The organism is Pseudomonas sp. GD03842, from assembly GCF_029841165.1.
Taxonomy (GTDB): Bacteria; Pseudomonadota; Gammaproteobacteria; order Pseudomonadales; family Pseudomonadaceae; genus Aquipseudomonas.
In genome coordinates, this window is record NZ_JAOCEA010000001.1 from 408,072 (window position 1) to 426,077 (window position 18,006).

16 protein-coding genes and 3 pseudogenes are annotated in these 18,006 nt (G+C 61.5%); 11 read left to right on the forward strand and 8 right to left on the reverse strand.

What is annotated here, in order from left to right; genetic code table 11:
• Window positions 1-5 precede the first annotated feature (5 nt).
• From N5D61_RS01880 to N5D61_RS01890, 3 genes are all read right to left on the reverse strand, one after another.
• Window positions 6-869: a TIGR03915 family putative DNA repair protein gene (locus tag N5D61_RS01880; RefSeq protein ID WP_108236534.1), complete on the reverse strand. Its 864-nt coding sequence runs from the start codon at window positions 867-869 to the stop codon at window positions 6-8.
• Window positions 866-2,086, reverse strand: coding sequence for a putative DNA modification/repair radical SAM protein (locus N5D61_RS01885; protein WP_279890366.1), 1,221 nt, complete (start codon window positions 2,084-2,086; stop codon window positions 866-868). Before N5D61_RS01885 ends, N5D61_RS01880 begins: the two co-directional genes overlap by 4 nt.
• A 126-nt stretch (window positions 2,087-2,212) precedes the next feature.
• Window positions 2,213-2,857: an HAD-IA family hydrolase gene (locus N5D61_RS01890; protein ID WP_108236536.1), complete on the reverse strand. Its 645-nt coding sequence runs from the start codon at window positions 2,855-2,857 to the stop codon at window positions 2,213-2,215.
• 255 nt (window positions 2,858-3,112) lie between these two features.
• Between N5D61_RS01890 and N5D61_RS01895 the strand changes: the two genes are divergently transcribed.
• Window positions 3,113-4,234, forward strand: a complete 1,122-nt coding sequence (locus N5D61_RS01895) for a DUF1615 domain-containing protein (RefSeq protein WP_279890368.1) — start codon at window positions 3,113-3,115, stop codon at window positions 4,232-4,234.
• A 27-nt stretch (window positions 4,235-4,261) separates the two neighbouring features.
• On the opposite strand, the gene N5D61_RS01900 is transcribed toward N5D61_RS01895, so the two are convergent.
• On the reverse strand, window positions 4,262-5,167 hold the full coding sequence (locus tag N5D61_RS01900) for a LysR substrate-binding domain-containing protein (RefSeq protein ID WP_279890370.1): 906 nt from the start codon (window positions 5,165-5,167) through the stop codon (window positions 4,262-4,264).
• Window positions 5,168-5,379: 212 nt separating this feature from the next.
• On the opposite strand from N5D61_RS01900, the gene N5D61_RS01905 reads away from it, so the two are divergent.
• From N5D61_RS01905 to N5D61_RS01930, 6 genes are all read left to right on the forward strand, one after another.
• Entirely contained in the window at window positions 5,380-6,225 is an 846-nt protein-coding gene (locus N5D61_RS01905) for a transporter substrate-binding domain-containing protein (protein WP_279890371.1), read from the forward strand.
• 12 nt (window positions 6,226-6,237) lie between these two features.
• Window positions 6,238-6,900: an amino acid ABC transporter permease gene (locus tag N5D61_RS01910; RefSeq protein ID WP_279890373.1), complete on the forward strand. Its 663-nt coding sequence runs from the start codon at window positions 6,238-6,240 to the stop codon at window positions 6,898-6,900.
• 8 nt (window positions 6,901-6,908) lie between these two features.
• Window positions 6,909-7,586 (forward strand): amino acid ABC transporter permease, encoded by a 678-nt coding sequence (locus tag N5D61_RS01915; RefSeq protein WP_108236540.1) that lies wholly within the window; start codon window positions 6,909-6,911, stop codon window positions 7,584-7,586.
• 11 nt (window positions 7,587-7,597) lie between these two features.
• Window positions 7,598-9,100 carry an argininosuccinate lyase gene (argH, locus tag N5D61_RS01920; protein ID WP_279890376.1) on the forward strand — a complete coding sequence of 501 codons (1,503 nt, stop codon included), beginning with the start codon at window positions 7,598-7,600 and terminating at the stop codon, window positions 9,098-9,100.
• Entirely contained in the window at window positions 9,097-9,837 is a 741-nt protein-coding gene (locus N5D61_RS01925) for an amino acid ABC transporter ATP-binding protein (protein WP_108236542.1), read from the forward strand. The genes argH and N5D61_RS01925 overlap by 4 nt, the downstream gene beginning before the upstream one ends.
• Window positions 9,838-10,240: 403 nt before the next feature.
• Window positions 10,241-10,789, forward strand: coding sequence for a cupin domain-containing protein (locus tag N5D61_RS01930; RefSeq protein ID WP_108236543.1), 549 nt, complete (start codon window positions 10,241-10,243; stop codon window positions 10,787-10,789).
• A gap of 218 nt (window positions 10,790-11,007) precedes the next feature.
• Here the strand turns inward: N5D61_RS01930 and N5D61_RS01935 are convergent, their stop codons facing one another.
• From N5D61_RS01935 to N5D61_RS01945, 3 genes are all read right to left on the reverse strand, one after another.
• Window positions 11,008-12,186: a cystathionine gamma-synthase gene (locus tag N5D61_RS01935; protein WP_279890379.1), complete on the reverse strand. Its 1,179-nt coding sequence runs from the start codon at window positions 12,184-12,186 to the stop codon at window positions 11,008-11,010.
• Window positions 12,183-13,559: a cystathionine beta-synthase gene (locus N5D61_RS01940; RefSeq protein WP_279890380.1), complete on the reverse strand. Its 1,377-nt coding sequence runs from the start codon at window positions 13,557-13,559 to the stop codon at window positions 12,183-12,185. Before N5D61_RS01940 ends, N5D61_RS01935 begins: the two co-directional genes overlap by 4 nt.
• A gap of 155 nt (window positions 13,560-13,714) precedes the next feature.
• Window positions 13,715-15,019 carry a site-specific integrase gene (locus N5D61_RS01945; protein ID WP_279890382.1) on the reverse strand — a complete coding sequence of 435 codons (1,305 nt, stop codon included), beginning with the start codon at window positions 15,017-15,019 and terminating at the stop codon, window positions 13,715-13,717.
• Window positions 15,020-15,157: 138 nt separating this feature from the next.
• Here N5D61_RS01945 and N5D61_RS01950 point away from each other — a divergent pair.
• Window positions 15,158-15,725 (forward strand): annotated as a pseudogene (locus N5D61_RS01950) (LysR family transcriptional regulator); the annotation flags it as partial.
• A 42-nt stretch (window positions 15,726-15,767) separates the two neighbouring features.
• Window positions 15,768-15,875 (forward strand): annotated as a pseudogene (locus N5D61_RS01955) (ABC transporter permease); the annotation flags it as partial.
• 122 nt (window positions 15,876-15,997) lie between these two features.
• On the opposite strand, the gene N5D61_RS01960 reads toward N5D61_RS01955, so the two are convergent.
• A complete protein-coding gene (locus tag N5D61_RS01960) occupies window positions 15,998-16,753 on the reverse strand; it encodes an alpha/beta hydrolase (protein WP_279890384.1) in 756 nt (251 codons plus the stop codon).
• 350 nt (window positions 16,754-17,103) lie between these two features.
• Here N5D61_RS01960 and N5D61_RS01965 point away from each other — a divergent pair, with 350 nt between their 5' ends.
• Together N5D61_RS01965 and N5D61_RS01970 are read left to right on the forward strand one after the other, a co-directional pair.
• Window positions 17,104-17,226: a hypothetical protein gene (locus N5D61_RS01965; RefSeq protein ID WP_279890539.1), complete on the forward strand. Its 123-nt coding sequence runs from the start codon at window positions 17,104-17,106 to the stop codon at window positions 17,224-17,226.
• A pseudogene (locus N5D61_RS01970) lies at window positions 17,223-17,996 on the forward strand (ABC transporter ATP-binding protein); the annotation flags it as partial. The gene N5D61_RS01965 and the pseudogene N5D61_RS01970, both read left to right, overlap by 4 nt.
• Between the last annotated feature and the right edge of the window lie 10 nt (window positions 17,997-18,006).

The following is an 18,006-nucleotide window of genomic DNA, read 5'->3' on the forward strand; positions in this document are numbered from 1 at the left end:
CGACGCTACCGGCGAATCACCTTGCCTCGCCGCTCGGCAATCTGCCGGGCCTGGCCATCCCGCTGCTTGCCGGTCCGCGCCTCGCTGATCAACGCGGGGATCAATGGGCCTTCAGGCAGGTTTTTCCAGAACCGCGCCGGCAAATGGCCCTGCATGACCTTGGGGTTGAGCCGCGCGGGATTGAAGATGTGGCTGTAGTAGGTCAGCCACAGTTCGCCATGGGGGTCATCGGCATTGCGCGCCAGCGCTTTCCACGCTTCCGGGCAGCGACGTTTATGAACGAGCTGCTGCCCGTCGTAGAACACACCGTCGTTAGGGGTCGCGATCATCCAGCGGTGGCGCCCCAGCCGACCGATGAAGTGCTCGCTCGCGGTGCGCAGAATATCGTGCGCCGGTTCGTGCCAGGCCACGAATTCCGGAAGCGTCTGCATGTCCAGCAGGGCGGCTTTCACCGAAAGGTCTTTGGGATTGGGGTCAGCGGGCAGGGCAATGAAGCGCAGAAACGCATGCAGATGATGGGCCTCGCGGCTGACCCGTTTCAAGCGACGATGCAATTCGCTGCCCAGCTTGTCTCCTGCCAGCATGGCCGTGCGGTCACCGTGGCTCACGCGCCACAGCACTTCGTACAACAGCGTCCAACGCTGCTCTCCGCAGTACTGCGCGGCATTTTGCAGCAGCTCCAGCAGTGCCAAGGGCACCTTGGCCTGAAAAGGGCCCATCTGGTCCGGGACAGCGTGATCGCTGGAGAACAGATCAGCGTCTTCCGGCACGCGCCAAGTCACCTGGTCCGGGTTGATCTGGTGGCTTAACAGCCAACGGGCCTGCTGGCGCCAGGTCTCGAAGAGGTCGTCGCAGTCGAGAATGATCATGCCCACAGCGCCATCTGTTGGGGTTGAGGCTTGTCGCGCAGTTGCTCGCGCAGCAGCACGCTGGAGCTTTCTGCCTGCCGAGGATGGTAGTCGCTGGTGATGATGAAAGGCCGGGCTTTCGACAACACGCAGCGCAGCCGGGTCAAGTCTTCATAGCGAATCCGCCGCTGCCGCCGCAGTTCCACGAGGCGTTGAGTGGTCCGTATACCGATGCCGGGGATGCGCGCGATCATTGCGGGTTCGGCGCGGTTGAGGTCCAGCGGGAAGGCGTCACGGTGTTCCAGCGCCCAAGCCAGTTTCGGGTCGATGTCCAACGCCAGGTGGCCCGGCCCCGGCAAAATTTCATTGGCACTGTAGCCATAGCCGCGCAGCAGAAAGTCAGCCTGGTAAAGACGATGTTCGCGCAGCAGAGGGGGGGCGGCGAGCGGCACGCTTTTCGGGCTGTTGGGAATCGGGCTGAACGCCGAGTAATAAACACGCTTGAGGCGGTAATCGCCATACAGCGACTCGGCGGTGTGCAGCAGGGTGCTGTCATCGGTTTCATCGGCGCCGACGATCATCTGCGTGCTCTGCCCGGCCGGTGTGAACCGTGGGGCTCTGGGCTCGTTGAGCACGGTCTGTTGGCCGATGTGGATCGTCTTCATGGCCTGTTTGATCGAGCCCATTTCCTTTTCCGGCGCCAGTGTCTGCAAGCCGACCTGGGTTGGCAATTCGATATTGACGCTGAGGCGATCGGCGTAGCGACCGGCTTCCTCGATCAAGGCAGGATCGGCTTCAGGAATGGTCTTGAGGTGGATGTAGCCGCGGAATTCATGTTCCTCGCGCAGCAGTTTCGCGACCCGCACCAGTTGCTCCATCGTGTAGTCCGCCGAGCGAATGATGCCGGAGCTGAGAAACAGGCCGCTGACGCAGTTGCGGCGGTAGAAATCGAGGGTCAGGGTCACCACCTCTTCCGGGCTGAAACGTGCGCGGGGCACGTCGCTGGAGCGGCGGTTGACGCAGTATTGGCAGTCATACAGGCAGAAGTTGGTCAGCAGGATTTTCAGCAGCGACACGCAGCGGCCATCCGGCGTATAGCTGTGACAGATGCCCATACCGGTGCTGGAGCCGATACCGGATTTGCCTTCCGAACTGCGTTTGGGCGCGGCGCCGCTGGCGCAGGACGCGTCGTACTTGGCCGCGTCGGCGAGGATGCTCAACTTATCGATCAGCTGCATGACCGTTCTCTTCACTGTTTTTATATACAGTATAGAGTCCGATCTGCTCAGGCAAGGCGCGGAGCTTGGAAAACCCTGCCGCACGTCCGATGACACGAGCTCGCTGTCCGCGAGCCGGTGCCCGTGTCAACTGATGCGCTGCACCAGCACTTTCAACTCGCCGAAAGTTTTCACCGGATGGAAATTGGCATGCTCTACGAACTCGGAGAAGTCCGTCTCACCGTAGCCGGCGACTTGCGCACCTGCGCTCAGCCCGGCCTGAACGCCGGGGATGCTGTCTTCGACCAGCAGGCATTCATCGGGTTTGAGCCCCAGCAGGTCCGCCGCATGCTCGATGAGTACCGGCGAAGGTTTCCAGGCCTCCACTTCATACGCGCTGACAATCAAGCCATGGAACACATCCAGCAGGCCGACGGTGCTCAGGCAGGTTTCGATCTTGCTGCGCGGGCCGTTCGATGCCACGCACTTGGGCAGGGATAGCCCGCGCACGAACTCGACGGCGCCCGGCATCTCTTCCAGCTTTTCCTGCAGCAACGGCAGCGTGCGCGCGCGGAAGCTGTTGACGATTTCGATGTTCGGCAATCCGGGATAATCCCGACACAAGCCCTCCATGCACAGCGCGAACTGCACCCCGCGGAAACGCGCCAGCACCTCATCGACGGTCAACGTGACTTGGTGTTCTTGCAGGATATCGCGCAACAATCCGGCGGCCAGTCGTTCGCTGTCCACCAGGGTGCCGTCGCAGTCGAATATGACGCCAGCGATGTTCAAACAGGATTCTCCCGTGCTCGTGTTCGGGGCGGTTGGACCGGCATTATCCCGAAAAGTTGGCGGGAGAGGGCGCAGACCGACCTGCGGTCGAGTGGATGCGACTGGGCTTGAGAGGTGGCAGGCCCAGCGATCGGCCGGGTTTCAGGGACAACGAGGTTGCGCCGGGCGATCGACAGCAGACAGGGCTGAGCGATGAGTCACTGGCATGACGCTGTGGTCCAACACGCCATTGCACACTTTGAATGTCGAGTTCTTATGCTTTCGAACCTCTGTCCCAGCCTCATCCGCACGCTGACCGGCCTGACGCTGATGACGCTGCTCGCCGCTTGCAGCACGCCCCGACAGCAGACGCCACCACCGCCACCGGATCTGGTGCGCAGCGAGATCGTGCGACTTCTGCCGCCGTCCGTATCCGATCGCCAGGGCTGGGCGACCGACATCTATACGGCGTTCGAGTCCCAAGGCATCGCGCCGAGCGTTGAAAACCTGTGTTCGGCGGTGGCGGTGACCGAGCAGGAATCCAATTTTCAGGTCGATCCTGCGGTGCCGGGAATGGGGGGCATCGCCCGGGCTGAAATCGACCGTCGTGCCGGCAAGGCGCACATTCCCAACTTGCTCGTCCGCAGCGCGCTGGACATCCGCTCGCCCACCGGCAAAACCTATAACGAGCGCCTTGCCGCAGCGCGCACCGAAAAGGATTTGAGCGCCATCTTCGAGGATTTCATTGGCATGGTGCCGCTGGGCAAGACATTGTTCGGCACCTTCAACCCGGTGCACACCGCCGGGCCCATGCAAGTGAGCATCGAATTCGCCGAGCGCCAGGCGCGGGACTATCCGTATCCGGTGGAGGGTTCCATCCGCCACGAGGTGTTCTCGCGCCGCGGTGGGATGTATTTCGGCATCGCGCACTTGCTGGGGTACCCGGTGAGTTATGACAGGCCGATCTACCGGTTCGCGGATTTCAACGCCGGATGGTACGCCAGCCGCAACGCGGCGTTTCAAAGTGCCGTGGCCCGGCTTTCCGGTAAGCGCCTGGCCTTAGACGGCGACCTGATCAGCTATGGCTTCGGCCCATCGCTGGGGCAGACGGAACTGGCCGTGCGCAGCCTGCACGCCCAGTTGGGCATGCGCAACAGCACCATTCGCAGTGCGTTGGAGAAGGGCGATACGGCGGACTTCGAAAACACGGACCTCTACCGCCAGGTCTTCGCGCTGGCCGACAAAGCCGCGGGCAACCCGCTGCCTCGGGCGATTCTGCCGGGCATTGTGCTGGAGAGCCCGAAAATCACTCGCAAGCTGACGACCGCCTGGTTCGCGCAGCGTGTCGAAGAGCGCCGTGTGCGCTGCATGGGCCGTGCCTCTGGCCGATTGAAGTGAGGAACGCCACGCGGGTGAAAAACGCCATCACACCTCCCACGCCTTGCTTGCCTCGGTGAGCATGTGCTCGATCAACACGCTGAAACGCTGGCTGAGCAGGCTTTGCGGTCGATCTTCGGGCAGCAGCAAATAGGTTGAAAAGCGAATCTGCGGCTCGAACGGTCGGGTCTCGACACCTAAGTGCAGGTACTCCCGCGCGACCATTGGGCTGACGATGCTCACGCCCAGCCCCAGCGCCACCAATGAACACACCGTCGCCGCATAGGGCGTTTCCAGGTTCAGCTTGCGGTATTCCTTCTCATCGGCGAACACCCGGTCCACCCGGGCGCGGGCACCGTCGTTTTGCGACAGGGAAATGAACTCCTCACCGTAGACGTCTTCGGGTCTGACGGTCGTCAGTGCCGCCAGCCGATGCCCCTTTGGAAAGACGCACACCCCCGGTACATCGCAGATTTTGCGCGTACGCACGCCTGGCATATCGTCCCCTACATAAGACGCAAGCCCCACATGGCAGAACTGCGAGGCGGCCCAGTGGGCGACCATCGGCGAATCATTGGTGTGAATCGAGATGGCGGCGTCCGGGTTTTCCTCACGAAATCGTCGGATCACCTCCGGCAATAGCGTCAATGACAAAGACGGCACCGCCGCGATCCGCAGTTGACCGGTACCGCCCCGGCGGATGTTCTGCGCCGACTTCTCGAGGCTTTGCAGCCCGATGAAGGCCCGTTCCACATCGGCAAATAACGCTGCGCCTTCGTCCGTGGGCAGCAGGCGTCCTCCCACGCGTTCGAACAGCTTGAACCCGCTGCCGCGTTCCAGCTGTGCGATGAGCCGACTGATGTTGGGTTGCGAAGTGTGCAGCGACTCGGCAGCGGCGGTCATCGAACCACTCAGCATCACGGCGCGGAAGGCTTCCACTTGTTTGAAGTTCATGGGGGCATATCAATTTGGTATGGATGCCCAATGTATTGTCATTTGTTGGCATGATCCAGAGGCTTTATAACTGTTTTCGACATCGACAGTCCGCGCAGATGGACGCGATGCCCCAGCGCCGATGCGCTGCATGGTGCGTATTAAGTCTGCCCTTGAAATCGTCGCTCGACGCCTTTCCATGGCGCCGCGCGACTAGCCAACCAGGAGGCAATATGTCGTTTGCGTCAAAATTTCTCGTTCGTGTCGTGGCTGCTTCATGGGTTTCGCTGGCGGGGCTGGCTCAGGTCCAGGCGACCGAACTGCCGCCGGTGCCTGATGAGGTCAAACAAGCCGGTCAGCTGCGCGCCGGTGTACGGTGTGACCAGCCGCCTTATGGCTTCCAGAACGGCAACGGCGAGTTCGCCGGTGTGGAAGTGGAAATGTCCAGGCAGATCGCGCTGTGGGCGCTGGGCTCCAAGGACAAAGTGACCTTTACCTGCGTGACCGCTGAAAACCGTGTACCGCAACTGCTCGGTCGCAAAGTCGATTTTCTCATTGCGACGCTGGGCGTCACCCCTGAACGTCAGCGGGTCATTGACTTCACCACGCCGTATCGCTGGGGCGCGAGCGATGTGGTGGTGAAGAAAGACAGCCCGATTCACTCGATCAAGGACCTCGACGGCAAAACCCTGGCGACGCTCAAAGGCTCGGTTCAGGCCAAGTGGTTCGAGGACCATATGCCGGGCGTCAAGACCCTGCGCATGAACAGTGCGGCCGATGCGCTGCAGACGTTCCGGCAGGGGCGGGCCGACGCCTACACCCACGACGCCGCCACGCTGGTGGTCGTCGCTGCCAACGATGGCGACGCGCGCCTGCTCAATGAGCCTTTCCAGATTTCCGATGCCGCGATCGGGGTGCGCAAGAACGATGAGGCTTGGCGCGATTACCTCAGCGCCGCGGTCGCCAGAATGCACGAAGAGAAACTCTTTCGGGGCTGGGTTCAACAGTACGTCCCGCAGAACATTCAGAGCTATTACCTGAGCGTCTTCGAACAGGCCAAGCCTGAAGAAAAACTCTGATCGGGCGTCGTCATGGATTTCGATTTCAACTACCTGGTGGCGCAATGGCCAGCCTTGCTCGATGGCGTGCTGATGACGCTGAAGGTCTCGCTGCTGGCCATCGCCTTCTCGCTGCTGATCGGGATTCTGGGAGGCGCGGCCCGCGCCTTCCGCATTCCCGGGCTCGCTCAGATGGTGGTGCTGTACGTCGAGCTGATCCGCAACACGCCGATTCTGGTGCAACTGTTTTTCATTTTCTACGGCCTGCCCGCGATCGGCATGGAGCTGTCGCTGTTCTGGTCGGGTGTGCTGTGTCTATCCCTGTGGGCGGGGGCTTACCAAGTGGAAAACATGCGCGGCGGCCTGTCGACGGTGGAGCACAAGATGCGTGAGGCGAGTATGGCCTTGAGCCTGAAAACCCATCAGTACTTCTATCTGGTGGCCTTGCCCATTGCCGTCCGAACCAGCCTGCCAGCGGTGCTCAATACGTCCATTTCACTGCTGAAAAACTCGTCCTATCTGCAAGCGATAGGCTTGGCCGAGCTCACCTTCGTGGCGGTTGACCGCATTGCCACGGATTTTCGCGCCATCGAAATGTTCAGTGCGATCTGTGCGATGTACCTGCTTCTGGTGGCGATCCTGTCTTTGCTGACCGGGCGCCTGTCGGCTCACTTGCAACGGCCTTTCCGGCACTGAGGCCTTCGATGAATTTTCTGATCGAAAACTGGGGCTTCGTGCTCAAGGGCTTGTGGATGACGCTCCGCCTGGCGCTGGTGATCCTGTTATTTACCACGCTGATCTCGACGGTATTCGGAGTGCTCGCCACCCTCAAGAACCGGGTGCTGTGGTGGACGATACATGGCTACGTCGAGCTGTTCCGCTCGATCCCGTTGATCGTCAACGTGTTCTTCATCTTTTTCGGTGCGCCGATGCTAGGCCTCGACCTCAGCCCGTTCGCGGCTGTGGTCACCGGGTTGACGCTGTGGGGCAGCGCCAATGGCATCGAGATCGTCCGAGGCGGCCTGGAGTCGGTCAACCGGCACCAATGGAAGAGCGCATGGACCCTTGGCCTGCGCCCGTGGCAGATCTATTGGCATGTCATCGCGCCGCAGTCGATGAAGGCGATTCTACCGGCCTACACCGGGCTGCTGACGATGCTGGTGCAGGCCACCTCGCTGGGTGCGCTGGTGGGCGTGAGCGAATTCCTCAAGGTCGGCCAGATCATCGTCGAGCGCTCCACCGTCATGACCGGCGTCAGCCCCGCGTTCGCTGTCTACGGCGCGGTGCTGCTGGTGTACTTCGTCATCTGCTCATTGCTGAGTTGGCTCAGCCGTTATCTCGAACGTCGCCTGGGTCGCCCGGCGATGCGCACCACTCGTTAAAGGATCTGATCATGCAAGCATCCAAAGTCAGTCGTCGCTTGAAAGAAACCACCGCGCCCGAAGTCAACGAGTACATCTACCGACCGCGGCTGGAGGGGTTCGCCGATGGCTTCCTCAACCTGGGCAACGTAAACAAGGCGCACATCGTGATGCTCGCCGAGCAGGGGCTGATCCGTCACGAACACGCCACGGCGCTGGCCAAGGGGGTGCTCGACATGGAGGCCGCCGGCCCTGGCGTGGTGACACTCGACCCCTCCCGCGAGGACGCCTATTTCAATTACGAAGCGCACCTGATCGAGCAGATCGGCGCTGACGTCGGCGGGCGCCTGCACACCGGTCGCAGCCGCAACGACATTCTCGCCACCCTCGATCGGCTGCGTTGCCGGGACGTGCTGCTGGCGTTGATCGACGTGCTGATCCAGACGCGGCAGACCGCGCTGAACAATGCCGAAGTTTTCGCCGAGGTGGTGATGCCCGGCTATACCCATTTGCAGCCCGCGCAGCCCATCACCTACGGCTATTACCTGTCGGCGGTCGAGCAAGCGCTGGAGCGGGATTGCAAACGCCTGACCCAGACCCTGGAGACGATGAACCAGAGCCCGCTGGGTGCCGCGGCGTTCGCCGGTACGCCCTTTGATGTGGACCGGGCGCGCACGGCCGAGTTGCTGGGCTTCGACGGCTACCTGGACAACGCGCTGGACGCCGTCGGCTCGCGGGATTTCATCCTCGAAAGCCTGTCGCACCTGAGCCTGCTCTCGGTGTTCTGGAGCCGCGTGGCGCAGGACTACTTCGTGTGGAGCACCCATGAGTTCGGCCTGATCGATTTCCCAGACAGCGTGGCCGCGACCTCCAGCATCATGCCGCAGAAGAAAAACCCCACCGTGCTGGAGTACCTCAAGGGGCGCACCGGGCATATCGTCGGGCTGTTGATGGCCGCCAGCGTCACCGTCAAAGGCAGCAATTTCTCCCACACGGGGGATGGCAACCGGGAGAGCACTCGCGGGTTCTGGGAGGCGGCTGAGGAGAGCCTGCGCTGCCTGAAGCTGCTCGAGCTGGTCCTGCGGACCGCAACGCCCAATGTGGCATTGGCCAAGCAGCGAGCAGGGGAGGACTTCTCGACCGCCACGGGGCTGGCGGACCTGATCGTGCGTGAGGCCGATCTGTCGTTCCGCGAAGCGCACCATATCGTCGGTGCCGCCGTGCGCATGGCAATGGACGCCGGCTTGCCGGCCCACCGTATCGACAGTGAAATGATCGACGTCTGCGCCCGTGACCAAGTGGGCCATGCCCTGAAGCTGGCCACCGACAAAGTGCGGGAGTGCCTGGACCCGACCGCCAACGTGCAATCCCGCGCCTCGGCGGGGGGGCCAGCGCTGTCTTCGTTGCGTCCGAGCCTGGCCCGCGCCAATGCGCGCTTGCAGCAAGAGCGTCAGGCCAATCAGGCCAGGCGTGACCGTCTGACTGCTGCCCAGGAAAAACTCCAGGCGGCCACCCGCGCGCAGGCCGGCCTATGAACAAGATGCTGACGGTGCGCGGCCTGCACAAGCACTTTGGGTCCGTGGAGGTCGTCAAGGGTGTCGACCTTGACGTGGCACAAGGCGAAGTCGTGGTGATCATCGGCCCCAGCGGCTCGGGAAAATCGACGTTCATCCGCTGCCTGAACAGCCTGGAGGAGCCATCGGCGGGCAGCGTAGTGGTCGGCGGTGGGGAGTCGGTACGGGCCGACGACCGCAAGGCCATGGCGCGATTGCGCGAAGACATCGGCATGGTATTTCAGGACTACACGCTGTTCCCGCACCTGACGGTGATGGCCAACATGATTCTCGCCCCGGTCAAGGTCAAGGGGGTCAGCAAGGCCGACGCTCGAGCCGCCGCACTGGCCCTGCTTGACCGCGTGGGGCTCAAGCACAAGGCCGACGGATATCCCAGCGAACTCTCGGGCGGGCAGCAACAGCGGGTGGCGATCGTCCGTGCACTGGCAATGAAGCCGCGCCTGTTGCTGTTCGATGAGCCAACCTCGGCCCTTGACCCGGAAACCGTGGGCGAGGTGCTGAGTGTGATGAAAGGGCTGGCCGCCGAAGGCATGACCATGGTTGTGGTCACCCACGAGATGGGGTTTGCCAGGGAGGTGGCGGACCGGGTGGTGTTCTTCGACGGCGGCAAGATCGTCGAAATGGGGCCACCGGCCAAGGTTTTCGGTGCTCCGGAGCATCCTCGCACTCGGCAGTTCTTGCAGAGTGTGCTGCATTGACCAAGAGACTGAGGCCTGAACGCCAGGCAGAAAAAAGCCCGCTGGGGAAGACGGGCTTAAAGAGGATCAAAAGGAGTAGATGCAGATTGAACCTTGAGACGTGAAAGGTTTGTGAAAACCCATTTATAACTGATTCCTATTTAAAAATGAGCGACGAACGGTCATTGGTTCGAACCACGACCGGCCTTCGGGAAGGGGCGTTCGATGGGCTAAGGCGTTTTCGCGAGGAAGGCGTATGGCCCAGTGACGCGCCCGCGCGGTGCCGTGCCGATGTGTCGCCTGGCCGTATAGGTGAGTGCGCACAAACGTGCTCTAATCACCGCTACTCAAACCGAGGACGGCGGCGCACGCAGCATGCGGCCTGCGACAACGCCCTCGATCCCTCATTTCACAAAGGGCAGTCATGGATACGGGGTCACGACTCAAGCTAGTGCGGGAAAGTTACAAGATGTCCCAGCGGGAGCTGGCCAGGCGCAGCGGTGTCGCCAATGGCACCATTTCTCTGATCGAATTGAATCGCGTCAGTCCCTCGGTCAGTTCGCTGAAAAAATTGCTGGAAGGGTTTCCCATGACCTTGGCTGACTTCTTTTCCTTCGATCAGCCGCCTCAGGATCAGCGCCACATATTCCGGGCCGGGGAACAACCAGACCTGGGGCGTGACGGATTGCGCATGCTGCTGATCGGCGCCTCGCTGCCCGGTCGTCAGATGCGTATGTTGCGCGAGCAATATGCACCCGGTGCCAGTTCCGGCGATGAGCCCATCGTGCATGCCCAGGGCGAGGAGTGCGGGCTGGTCACCCGTGGCACCATCGAGCTGACGGTGGACGGCCAGATCAGCATCCTCAATCCGGGTGACGGCTACTATTTCCCGACGACCTTGCCCCACAGCTTCCGTAACATCGGCCAGGACGAAGCGGAAATCATCAGCGCCAACACACCGGCCAACTTCTGACCGAAGGCGTTGCGTGCGCCATGGGCGTGCGGGCAATAAAAAAGCCGCAAGCCCGTTATCTCGGACGGGGTCGCGGCTTGAAGGACATCCATCAAATCGGCGGATTTGACAGGTAAAACGTTAGCAACCTATCTGAATCTCGGCCACCTCTGTTTCGGCAAGACAGTGTTGCGTATCGCGAAACAATAGTGGCTAGCCCCTTTCCGGGAACCATCCCATCAGACCGCCTCCAGCGCCTGAGCCAAATCCGCCCGCAGGTCGCCGACGTCTTCGATGCCCACCGACAACCTCACCAGCGAATCGCCGATGCCCAACCTTGCGCGGTTTTCCGGCGGAATGCTGGCATGGGTCATGATCGCCGGGTGTTCGATCAGGCTTTCGACACCGCCGAGGCTTTCGGCGAGGGCGAACAGTTCGACACGTTCCAGAAAACGTCGGGTGCCGGCCAGGTCAGTGTTCAGATCCAGGGAAATCATCCCGCCAAACCCGCGCATCTGCCGAGACGCCAAGGCGTGCTGAGGGTGCGAGGGCAGGCCGGGGTAGTAGACCTTCGCCACCTGAGGTTGGCGTTCCAACCACTGCGCGATGGCCAACGCGTTGCTGCAATGCCGTTCCATGCGCAGCGCCAGGGTTTTCACGCCGCGCAGTGTCAGAAACGCGTCGAAAGGACCGGCGATCGAACCGACTGAGTTCTGCAGGAAGCCCAGCCGCTCCGCGAGTTCCGGGTTGTCTCCAACCACCGCAATGCCGCCGATCACGTCCGAATGGCCGTTGAGGTACTTGGTGGTGGAGTGCACGACAATGTCGAAGCCCAGGGCCAAAGGATTCTGAATCCACGGGCTGGCGAAGGTGTTGTCGGCGACGCAGAGGATGTCCCGGTCACGGCATATCCGTGCGATGGCGGCCAGGTCGGTAAGACGCAGCAGCGGATTGCTCGGTGTTTCAACCCAGATCATCCGGGTATCGTCCTGAAGGCCCGCCTCGAATGCGCCGAGGTCCGTCATGTCGACGAAGCTGAAGCGATGGCCGGCGCTGCGTTTGCGGACTTTGTCAAAGAGGCGGAACGTGCCACCGTAGAGGTCATCACCGGACAGCACATGGGCGCCGGCGTCCAGCAATTCGAGCACCGATGAAATGGCTGCCAACCCCGACGCAAAGGCAAATGCTTGAGTGCCGCCCTCCAGGTCGGCGACGCAGCGCTCGAGCGCGAATCGGGTGGGGTTGTGGGAACGCCCGTAATCGAAACCCTTGTGAACACCCGGGCTGTCTTGCAGGTAAGTGGAGTTGGCGTAGATCGGCGGCATCAATGCGCCGGTCGTCGGGTCCGGCGTCTGGCCCGCATGGATGACCCGCGTGGCGAAGCCATGGGACGGATGAGTATCGTCGTGCTGAGTCATGGGAGGGACCTCCGCAGGTGGTTGAGCAAGTCGACCCGGGTAATCAGGCCGTGAAAGCCAGTGGCGTCGGCGACAATGGCCACCAGGCCACGGTCCAGAATGTCCTGAAGACGGGCCAGGCTCGCCTCGGGCGGCAGGGTTTCCAGCTTGTCGGTCATCGCATCCGCCACGGCCGTGCGGAAGTGTGCCGGGTCCTGATGCATGCCGATCAGGATATCGGATTCATCGATCACCCCGGCCAGCCGCTGCCCATCGACCAGTACCGGCAATTGCGAGACGTCTGCCAGGCGCATGCGCTGAAAGGCGGTGAGCAGGGTATCGTCCGGCCCGACGCTGATGACCCGCCCATCCTCGAAGCGGCGGGCGATCAAATCGCGCAGGTCGCCGTATTTCCTGCGCTGCAGCAAGCCTTGGTCAGTCATCCATTGGTCATTGTAGACCTTCGACAAATAGCGCGTGCCGGTGTCACAGACGAAGCTGACCACCCGCTTCGGCGTGGTCTGTTCGCGACAGTAGCGCAAGGCGGCCGCCAGCAGGGTTCCGGTGGAGGAGCCTCCCAGAATGCCTTCGCTGCGCAGCAATTGCCGGGCGTGTTCGAAGCTGTCCTCATCGCTGATGGAGTAGGCATGCCCTACCGTGGACAGGTCGGTGAAGGAGGGGATGAAGTCTTCGCCGATGCCCTCCACGGCCCAGGAACCGGGGGTGGGCAGCGTCCGGCTGCGGCTGTATTCCGCCACCACCGAGCCCTCGGGATCGGCGAGTACCATTTCCAGGTCCGGTTGCACGCGTTTGAAGAAACGCGTCAGCCCGGTGAGCGTGCCTGCGGAGCCGACCCCGACGACGATGGCGTCCAGGTCATGCTGGGTCTGTGCCCAGATCTCCGGCGCGGTGCTGGTTTCGTGCGCCAGGGGGTTGGCCGGGTTGTTGAACTGGTCGGCAAAGAATGCGTCTGGAATGTCCTTCGCCAGCCGGGCAGCGACGTCCTGATAATACTCAGGATGGCCTTTGCCGACATCGGACCGAGTGATGTGGACTTCAGCCCCCATGGCCTTGAGGTGCAGCACCTTTTCCGTGGACATCTTGTCCGGCACCACCAGCACCACGCGGTAACCCTTGGCGCGGCCGACCAGTGCCAGGCCGAGGCCGGTATTGCCCGCTGTCGCTTCTACGATGGTGCCCCCGGGTTTGAGACGGCCGTCCCGCTCGGCAGCGTCGATCATCGCCAGGCCGACACGGTCCTTGATCGATCCGCCAGGGTTCTGGGATTCGAGCTTGAGAAACAGGGTGCACAGGCCCGTATCCATCCGGCTAACGCGAACCAGAGGCGTGTTGCCGATCAATTCGAGGACGGCGGGGCGGGAAATGGCTGACATGACAAGACCTCACGCACTGAGAGATACAGGATGGACAGCAGCGCGGTCAGAATGTGCACCGCGAAGGTGCGCGTGAGTGGCGAAACACGTCGCAGGGGGGCAGGGGGCGCAACACCGACCATGGCCTCGCGACCCGCTAGATTTTCCGACAGGCCTCAGGTGCGTTCTTTCATGGGCAGGCGCTTGATCGAGTAGGCGCGTTTTTCATCTTCCGAGTTGTAGTACACGTTCTGCGTGGTGCTGAGGCTGTTGTGGCGCAGGTCGACCTGAAGGTCTTTCATGTCGCGGTGCGGCGCATCGAAGGTGGCCGAGGTGTGGCGCAGCCAGTGCAGCGATGCCGCGCGCAATCGGCTCACGTCTTCGTCCGACCAGCCTTCGGCGAGCATGCGCTCCAGTGCGCGGTCGAACACCGCCTGCAGCAACACCCGAATGTGCCGGTCAGACAGGCCGGCCCGACCGCGATGGGTGGCGATCAATGGCGTGGCCTCCCGGAACCCCGGCAACGGCGACAGCCCCTGGTGCACGCGCCAGCGCTTCAGGTAGTGCTCGACGTAGTCGTCCCGTACGCTGATCTTTCCGGCCTTATTGCCTTTGCCCACCACGTGGTACCACCAGTTCCCCGCGCCATCCTGGCGCAGGTCGCCCATGGTCGGGGTCCAGTTGTCTCGGCCCACCAGGTCCGACACGCGCAGATACATGGCGAAAATAGTCGCCACGATGAACAGCGTCCGTTCGTGTATAGGGTCTTGAGCGGCCATTTGCTCAGCTGTCTCGAGCACGAAATCCCATTGCAGTGAAGTCAGGATGCGCGTGTCCTGATCGCCGGTGGTGCGTTGCTTGTACTTGCTTTTCTGCTTGACCGCGCGGAAAGGGTTGTGCTCGCAGAAGCCCTCATCGATGGCGTGCTGAAAGAAGCTGCCACACACGGCGAAAATCTGCGCGATGGACCCCTGAGCGGGCTTGTAGTGTTCCTGGATCAACGCGCGGTTCTCTTCTTTGGCCCGTTTGCGCTCTTCCTTGGACGCAGACTGGCTGAATGGCCGCCATTGAGGGTTGAGCACATAAGTGTCGGTGGCAGTCTTCTTGCGCGCACCGATCCGGTTGAAACGGGATTTGACCACCGGGCCGACCCACGCCGGATCCGGCGCGAGACAGAACTCCAGAAAATCCTCGGCGTGGGTACGGCGCAGTTCGAGCAAGGGGATGCGGGCCTTGATCATCGTCCACAGCAGCAAGCGCTCGACGTGGGTGCGGTAGGCGTTGAAGGTCGATTCGTTGCCAGCGTATGACTTCAAGAAGCTGCGCACGGCGCGATAGCCTTCGACGGCCTGCTGGTCGGGGGGAAACGCCGCCAGGTAATCGGTGATGGCGGGCAGTTCTGTTTTGAGCGAACTGAAGTTGAGTTCGCCGAAGCGGGCATAGGTTTCAAACAGCGGATGCGGATGGGAAGGCGCGGGCATGGGGCCGGAGGCAGAGCGAGAACAGGGCGCCCATGTTCTCGCGCGCGGACGCGACACGCAAGGCGCGGTTTAGACTTTCGCCGCTGTGCCGGGTGCTTTACGCTCCGTCATTCGATTTGACATGTGTAAGGCGAGCGTATGGATCTGCGTCAACTGGAAGCCTTTGCGACCGTGATGTCGGCCGGCAGTGTGACGGCGGCGGGAAAGATGCTGGGTCGATCCCAGCCCTCGTTGACGCGGGTGATTCAGGAACTCGAGCAAGAGCTGGGTTTGCCTGTTCGAACGCAGCGGCCCGAAGGTCACGCCGACACAGAAGGCGTTCATGATGTACGGCGAGGTCGAAAGCGCCTTGCTGGGCATCCGCAACATCCGCCAGCGGGCGCAATCGATCACTCAAGAGGAAAATCATCACATCAAGCTGGTGGCCATCTCGGCGCTGGCTGCCGGTTTGTTGCCCGCGGCTTTGGCACGCTTGCCGGCGACCCTGCATCCGCAGCAGATCCAACTGCAGAGCATGTCGCCGGAAAACGTGGTGCAGGCCGTGCTTTGCAAAACCATGGACTTGGGTGCCGTGAGCCTGCCACTCGAGCACCGTGGCCTCGATATCCACTGGATCGGCGAAGCGCCTTGCGTGGCAGTGCTGCCGGCGGACTCGGCCTTGGCTCGCCACGAGGTGCTCTCGCTGGAAGTCCTGGCCGAACAGACATTCCCGTGGTCGATCAGCCGATGCCCGTGCTGGAGGTGGCAATCATCGGAGATTGCCCGGGCGATCACACTCGAGGCGACGCTCTAGTTCCTCGGCCTTAGCGTGCCGGTCACCGAGCCTTCACTGGGCCTGCTGATCGCCAACGGTTTTGCGCTTGCCGGCGTAAAGCATCGGCAACGGTCATCTGCTTCATCGGCTCATCTTTCTGCAGTGATCTGGATGCTGCGCACTGAGTACTCAGCGCACAGCAGGCTTTCGAATTACACGCGAAACTATTTGCTGCTACCGTTCGCCGCTTCTTCGATGAGCTTCGCCACTGCTTCGGGCTGGGAGACGTAGACCGCGTGGCTACCCTTTATCTCTACGGTTTTGCTCCCCGCTCGGGCGGCCATATATCGCTCCAAATCGGGATTGATTTTGTGGTCCTCTGTTGCAACAGCATACCAGCTGGGCTCGCTATGCCATGCTGCCTGTGTGATGGATGTGTTAAGCGCTTTGGCAGCAATCGGAACCTGAGACTTTGCCATAAACGCTGCTTGCTCTGGCGGCAGATCGGCTGCGAAGTCCTGAGCAAAAGACTTAGGATTCAGGATCTGAAAGCCATTACCAATCGGGATAACATTGTTGGTTGCCAATGGTTTGCTTTTGACCAAACTAGGAATAGATTCGCCTGCATCCGGCATCAGGGCAGCGACATAAACCAAACCCTGCACCTTCTGATCATTACCCGCATCGCTAATTACAATACCGCCGTAACTATGGCCAACAAGAATGACTGGGCCATCTTGAAGAGCGATTATGCGTCGAGTTGCCGCGGCATCGTCCTCGAGCGAAGTCTCTGGCTCCTGAACAATACTGACTTGATACCCGTCCTTGGTGAGGACATCGCTGACGGCTTTCCAACCAGAGCCGTCGGCGTACGCACCATGAACCAACACAATGTTGTTCACCGGTTTGGCATAGACCGCACCACTCACGCACAGCGCAGCAACGATGCAACTTAGGGAAACAGCAAGCTTCTTAAACATAAATTTCTCCACCATTTGGGCTGGTTGAATAAGGGGCGCGGAGACAAAGTCAGCCGCTTGAAATAATCATGTCGATCACCTGCAGATGGCGATCGATATACGCATGGCTGCTGAATTTCAGCATACCCACCTATGACGCTTGCCAAATCGAACTATTCCTTCACCCACTAAAAGAATCTGCCCGAAATGTCCCATCGGCAGCGCCGAGACAGCCCACGCTCGACGAAATGGGAGCGAGAATCGGAACTAGAAATTCCTGACTTTTTATAGGCTTAAAGTTAACGCCGATGGTCATGTGGTCATTCGCAACTATCCCGAATCTAACCCCGATAAACGGATGGTGGTAAGACATGCTCACCAGCGAGTTCTGGATCAGCCTCTTGCCGAGGCTGGCATTGCTGATCACCATCGTCGCGATCAACCTGGTCGGTGACCGGCTGCGCGACGTTCTGAACCCGAGGTTGCAGCTATGAGCCTGTTGGAATCCTCGAACGTGACGCCGCCGACCCTCGAGGTGCGCAACCTGTGCACCACCTTTCATACCCGCGCTGGCCTGCTGCCGGCCGTGCGTGACGTATCGCTGCGCGTGCAGCCCGGCCGCGTGCTGGGGCTGGTGGGGGAGTCCGGTTCGGGCAAGTCGGTGACCGGATTTTCGATCCTGGGGTTGGTGGATGCGCCCGGGCGCATCAGCGACGGGCAAGTGCTGTTCAAGGGCCGCGACCTCATTGGCCTTGCACCGGCCCAATTGCGTGAGCTGCAGGGCAACCGCATCGCCATGATCTTCCAGGACCCGATGATGACCCTCAACCCGGTGCTGAGGGTTGACACGCAAATGATCGAAGCCGTGCGTGCGCACGGGCCGTTGAACAAGCGCGAGGCTCGGCAGCTCGCTGCTCGGACCCTGGCGGCGATGGGCATTCCGAGCCCGGAGGAACGCCTGCGCGCCTATCCTCATCAGCTGTCGGGCGGGATGCGCCAGCGTGTGGCGATCGCCATCGCCTTGTTGCACTCGCCGGATTTGATCATCGCCGACGAGCCCACCACGGCACTGGACGTGACCATCCAGGAGCAAATCCTCAGCGAAGTGCAGAAACTGGTACGCGAGCGAGGCACTTCGCTGATCTGGATTACCCACGACCTGTCGGTCGTCGCGGGCCTGGCAGACGATGTGGCAGTGATGTACGCCGGACGTATCGTCGAGCAAGGTCCGGTGGACGCGGTGCTCGACCGCCCCCAGCACCCTTAATGTGCCG

Coding starts and splice junctions, on each gene's coding strand:
- N5D61_RS01880 (WP_108236534.1), bottom strand. CDS start 869: ATGATCATTCTCGACTGCGACGACCTCTTCGAGACCTGGCGCCAGCAG.
- N5D61_RS01885 (WP_279890366.1), bottom strand. CDS start 2,086: ATGCAGCTGATCGATAAGTTGAGCATCCTCGCCGACGCGGCCAAGTAC.
- N5D61_RS01895 (WP_279890368.1), top strand. CDS start 3,113: ATGCTTTCGAACCTCTGTCCCAGCCTCATCCGCACGCTGACCGGCCTG.
- N5D61_RS01900 (WP_279890370.1), bottom strand. CDS start 5,167: ATGAACTTCAAACAAGTGGAAGCCTTCCGCGCCGTGATGCTGAGTGGT.
- N5D61_RS01905 (WP_279890371.1), top strand. CDS start 5,380: ATGTCGTTTGCGTCAAAATTTCTCGTTCGTGTCGTGGCTGCTTCATGG.
- N5D61_RS01910 (WP_279890373.1), top strand. CDS start 6,238: ATGGATTTCGATTTCAACTACCTGGTGGCGCAATGGCCAGCCTTGCTC.
- N5D61_RS01915 (WP_108236540.1), top strand. CDS start 6,909: ATGAATTTTCTGATCGAAAACTGGGGCTTCGTGCTCAAGGGCTTGTGG.
- argH (WP_279890376.1), top strand. CDS start 7,598: ATGCAAGCATCCAAAGTCAGTCGTCGCTTGAAAGAAACCACCGCGCCC.
- N5D61_RS01925 (WP_108236542.1), top strand. CDS start 9,097: ATGAACAAGATGCTGACGGTGCGCGGCCTGCACAAGCACTTTGGGTCC.
- N5D61_RS01930 (WP_108236543.1), top strand. CDS start 10,241: ATGGATACGGGGTCACGACTCAAGCTAGTGCGGGAAAGTTACAAGATG.
- N5D61_RS01935 (WP_279890379.1), bottom strand. CDS start 12,186: ATGACTCAGCACGACGATACTCATCCGTCCCATGGCTTCGCCACGCGG.
- N5D61_RS01940 (WP_279890380.1), bottom strand. CDS start 13,559: ATGTCAGCCATTTCCCGCCCCGCCGTCCTCGAATTGATCGGCAACACG.
- N5D61_RS01945 (WP_279890382.1), bottom strand. CDS start 15,019: ATGCCCGCGCCTTCCCATCCGCATCCGCTGTTTGAAACCTATGCCCGC.
- N5D61_RS01960 (WP_279890384.1), bottom strand. CDS start 16,753: ATGTTTAAGAAGCTTGCTGTTTCCCTAAGTTGCATCGTTGCTGCGCTG.
- N5D61_RS01965 (WP_279890539.1), top strand. CDS start 17,104: ATGCTCACCAGCGAGTTCTGGATCAGCCTCTTGCCGAGGCTGGCATTG.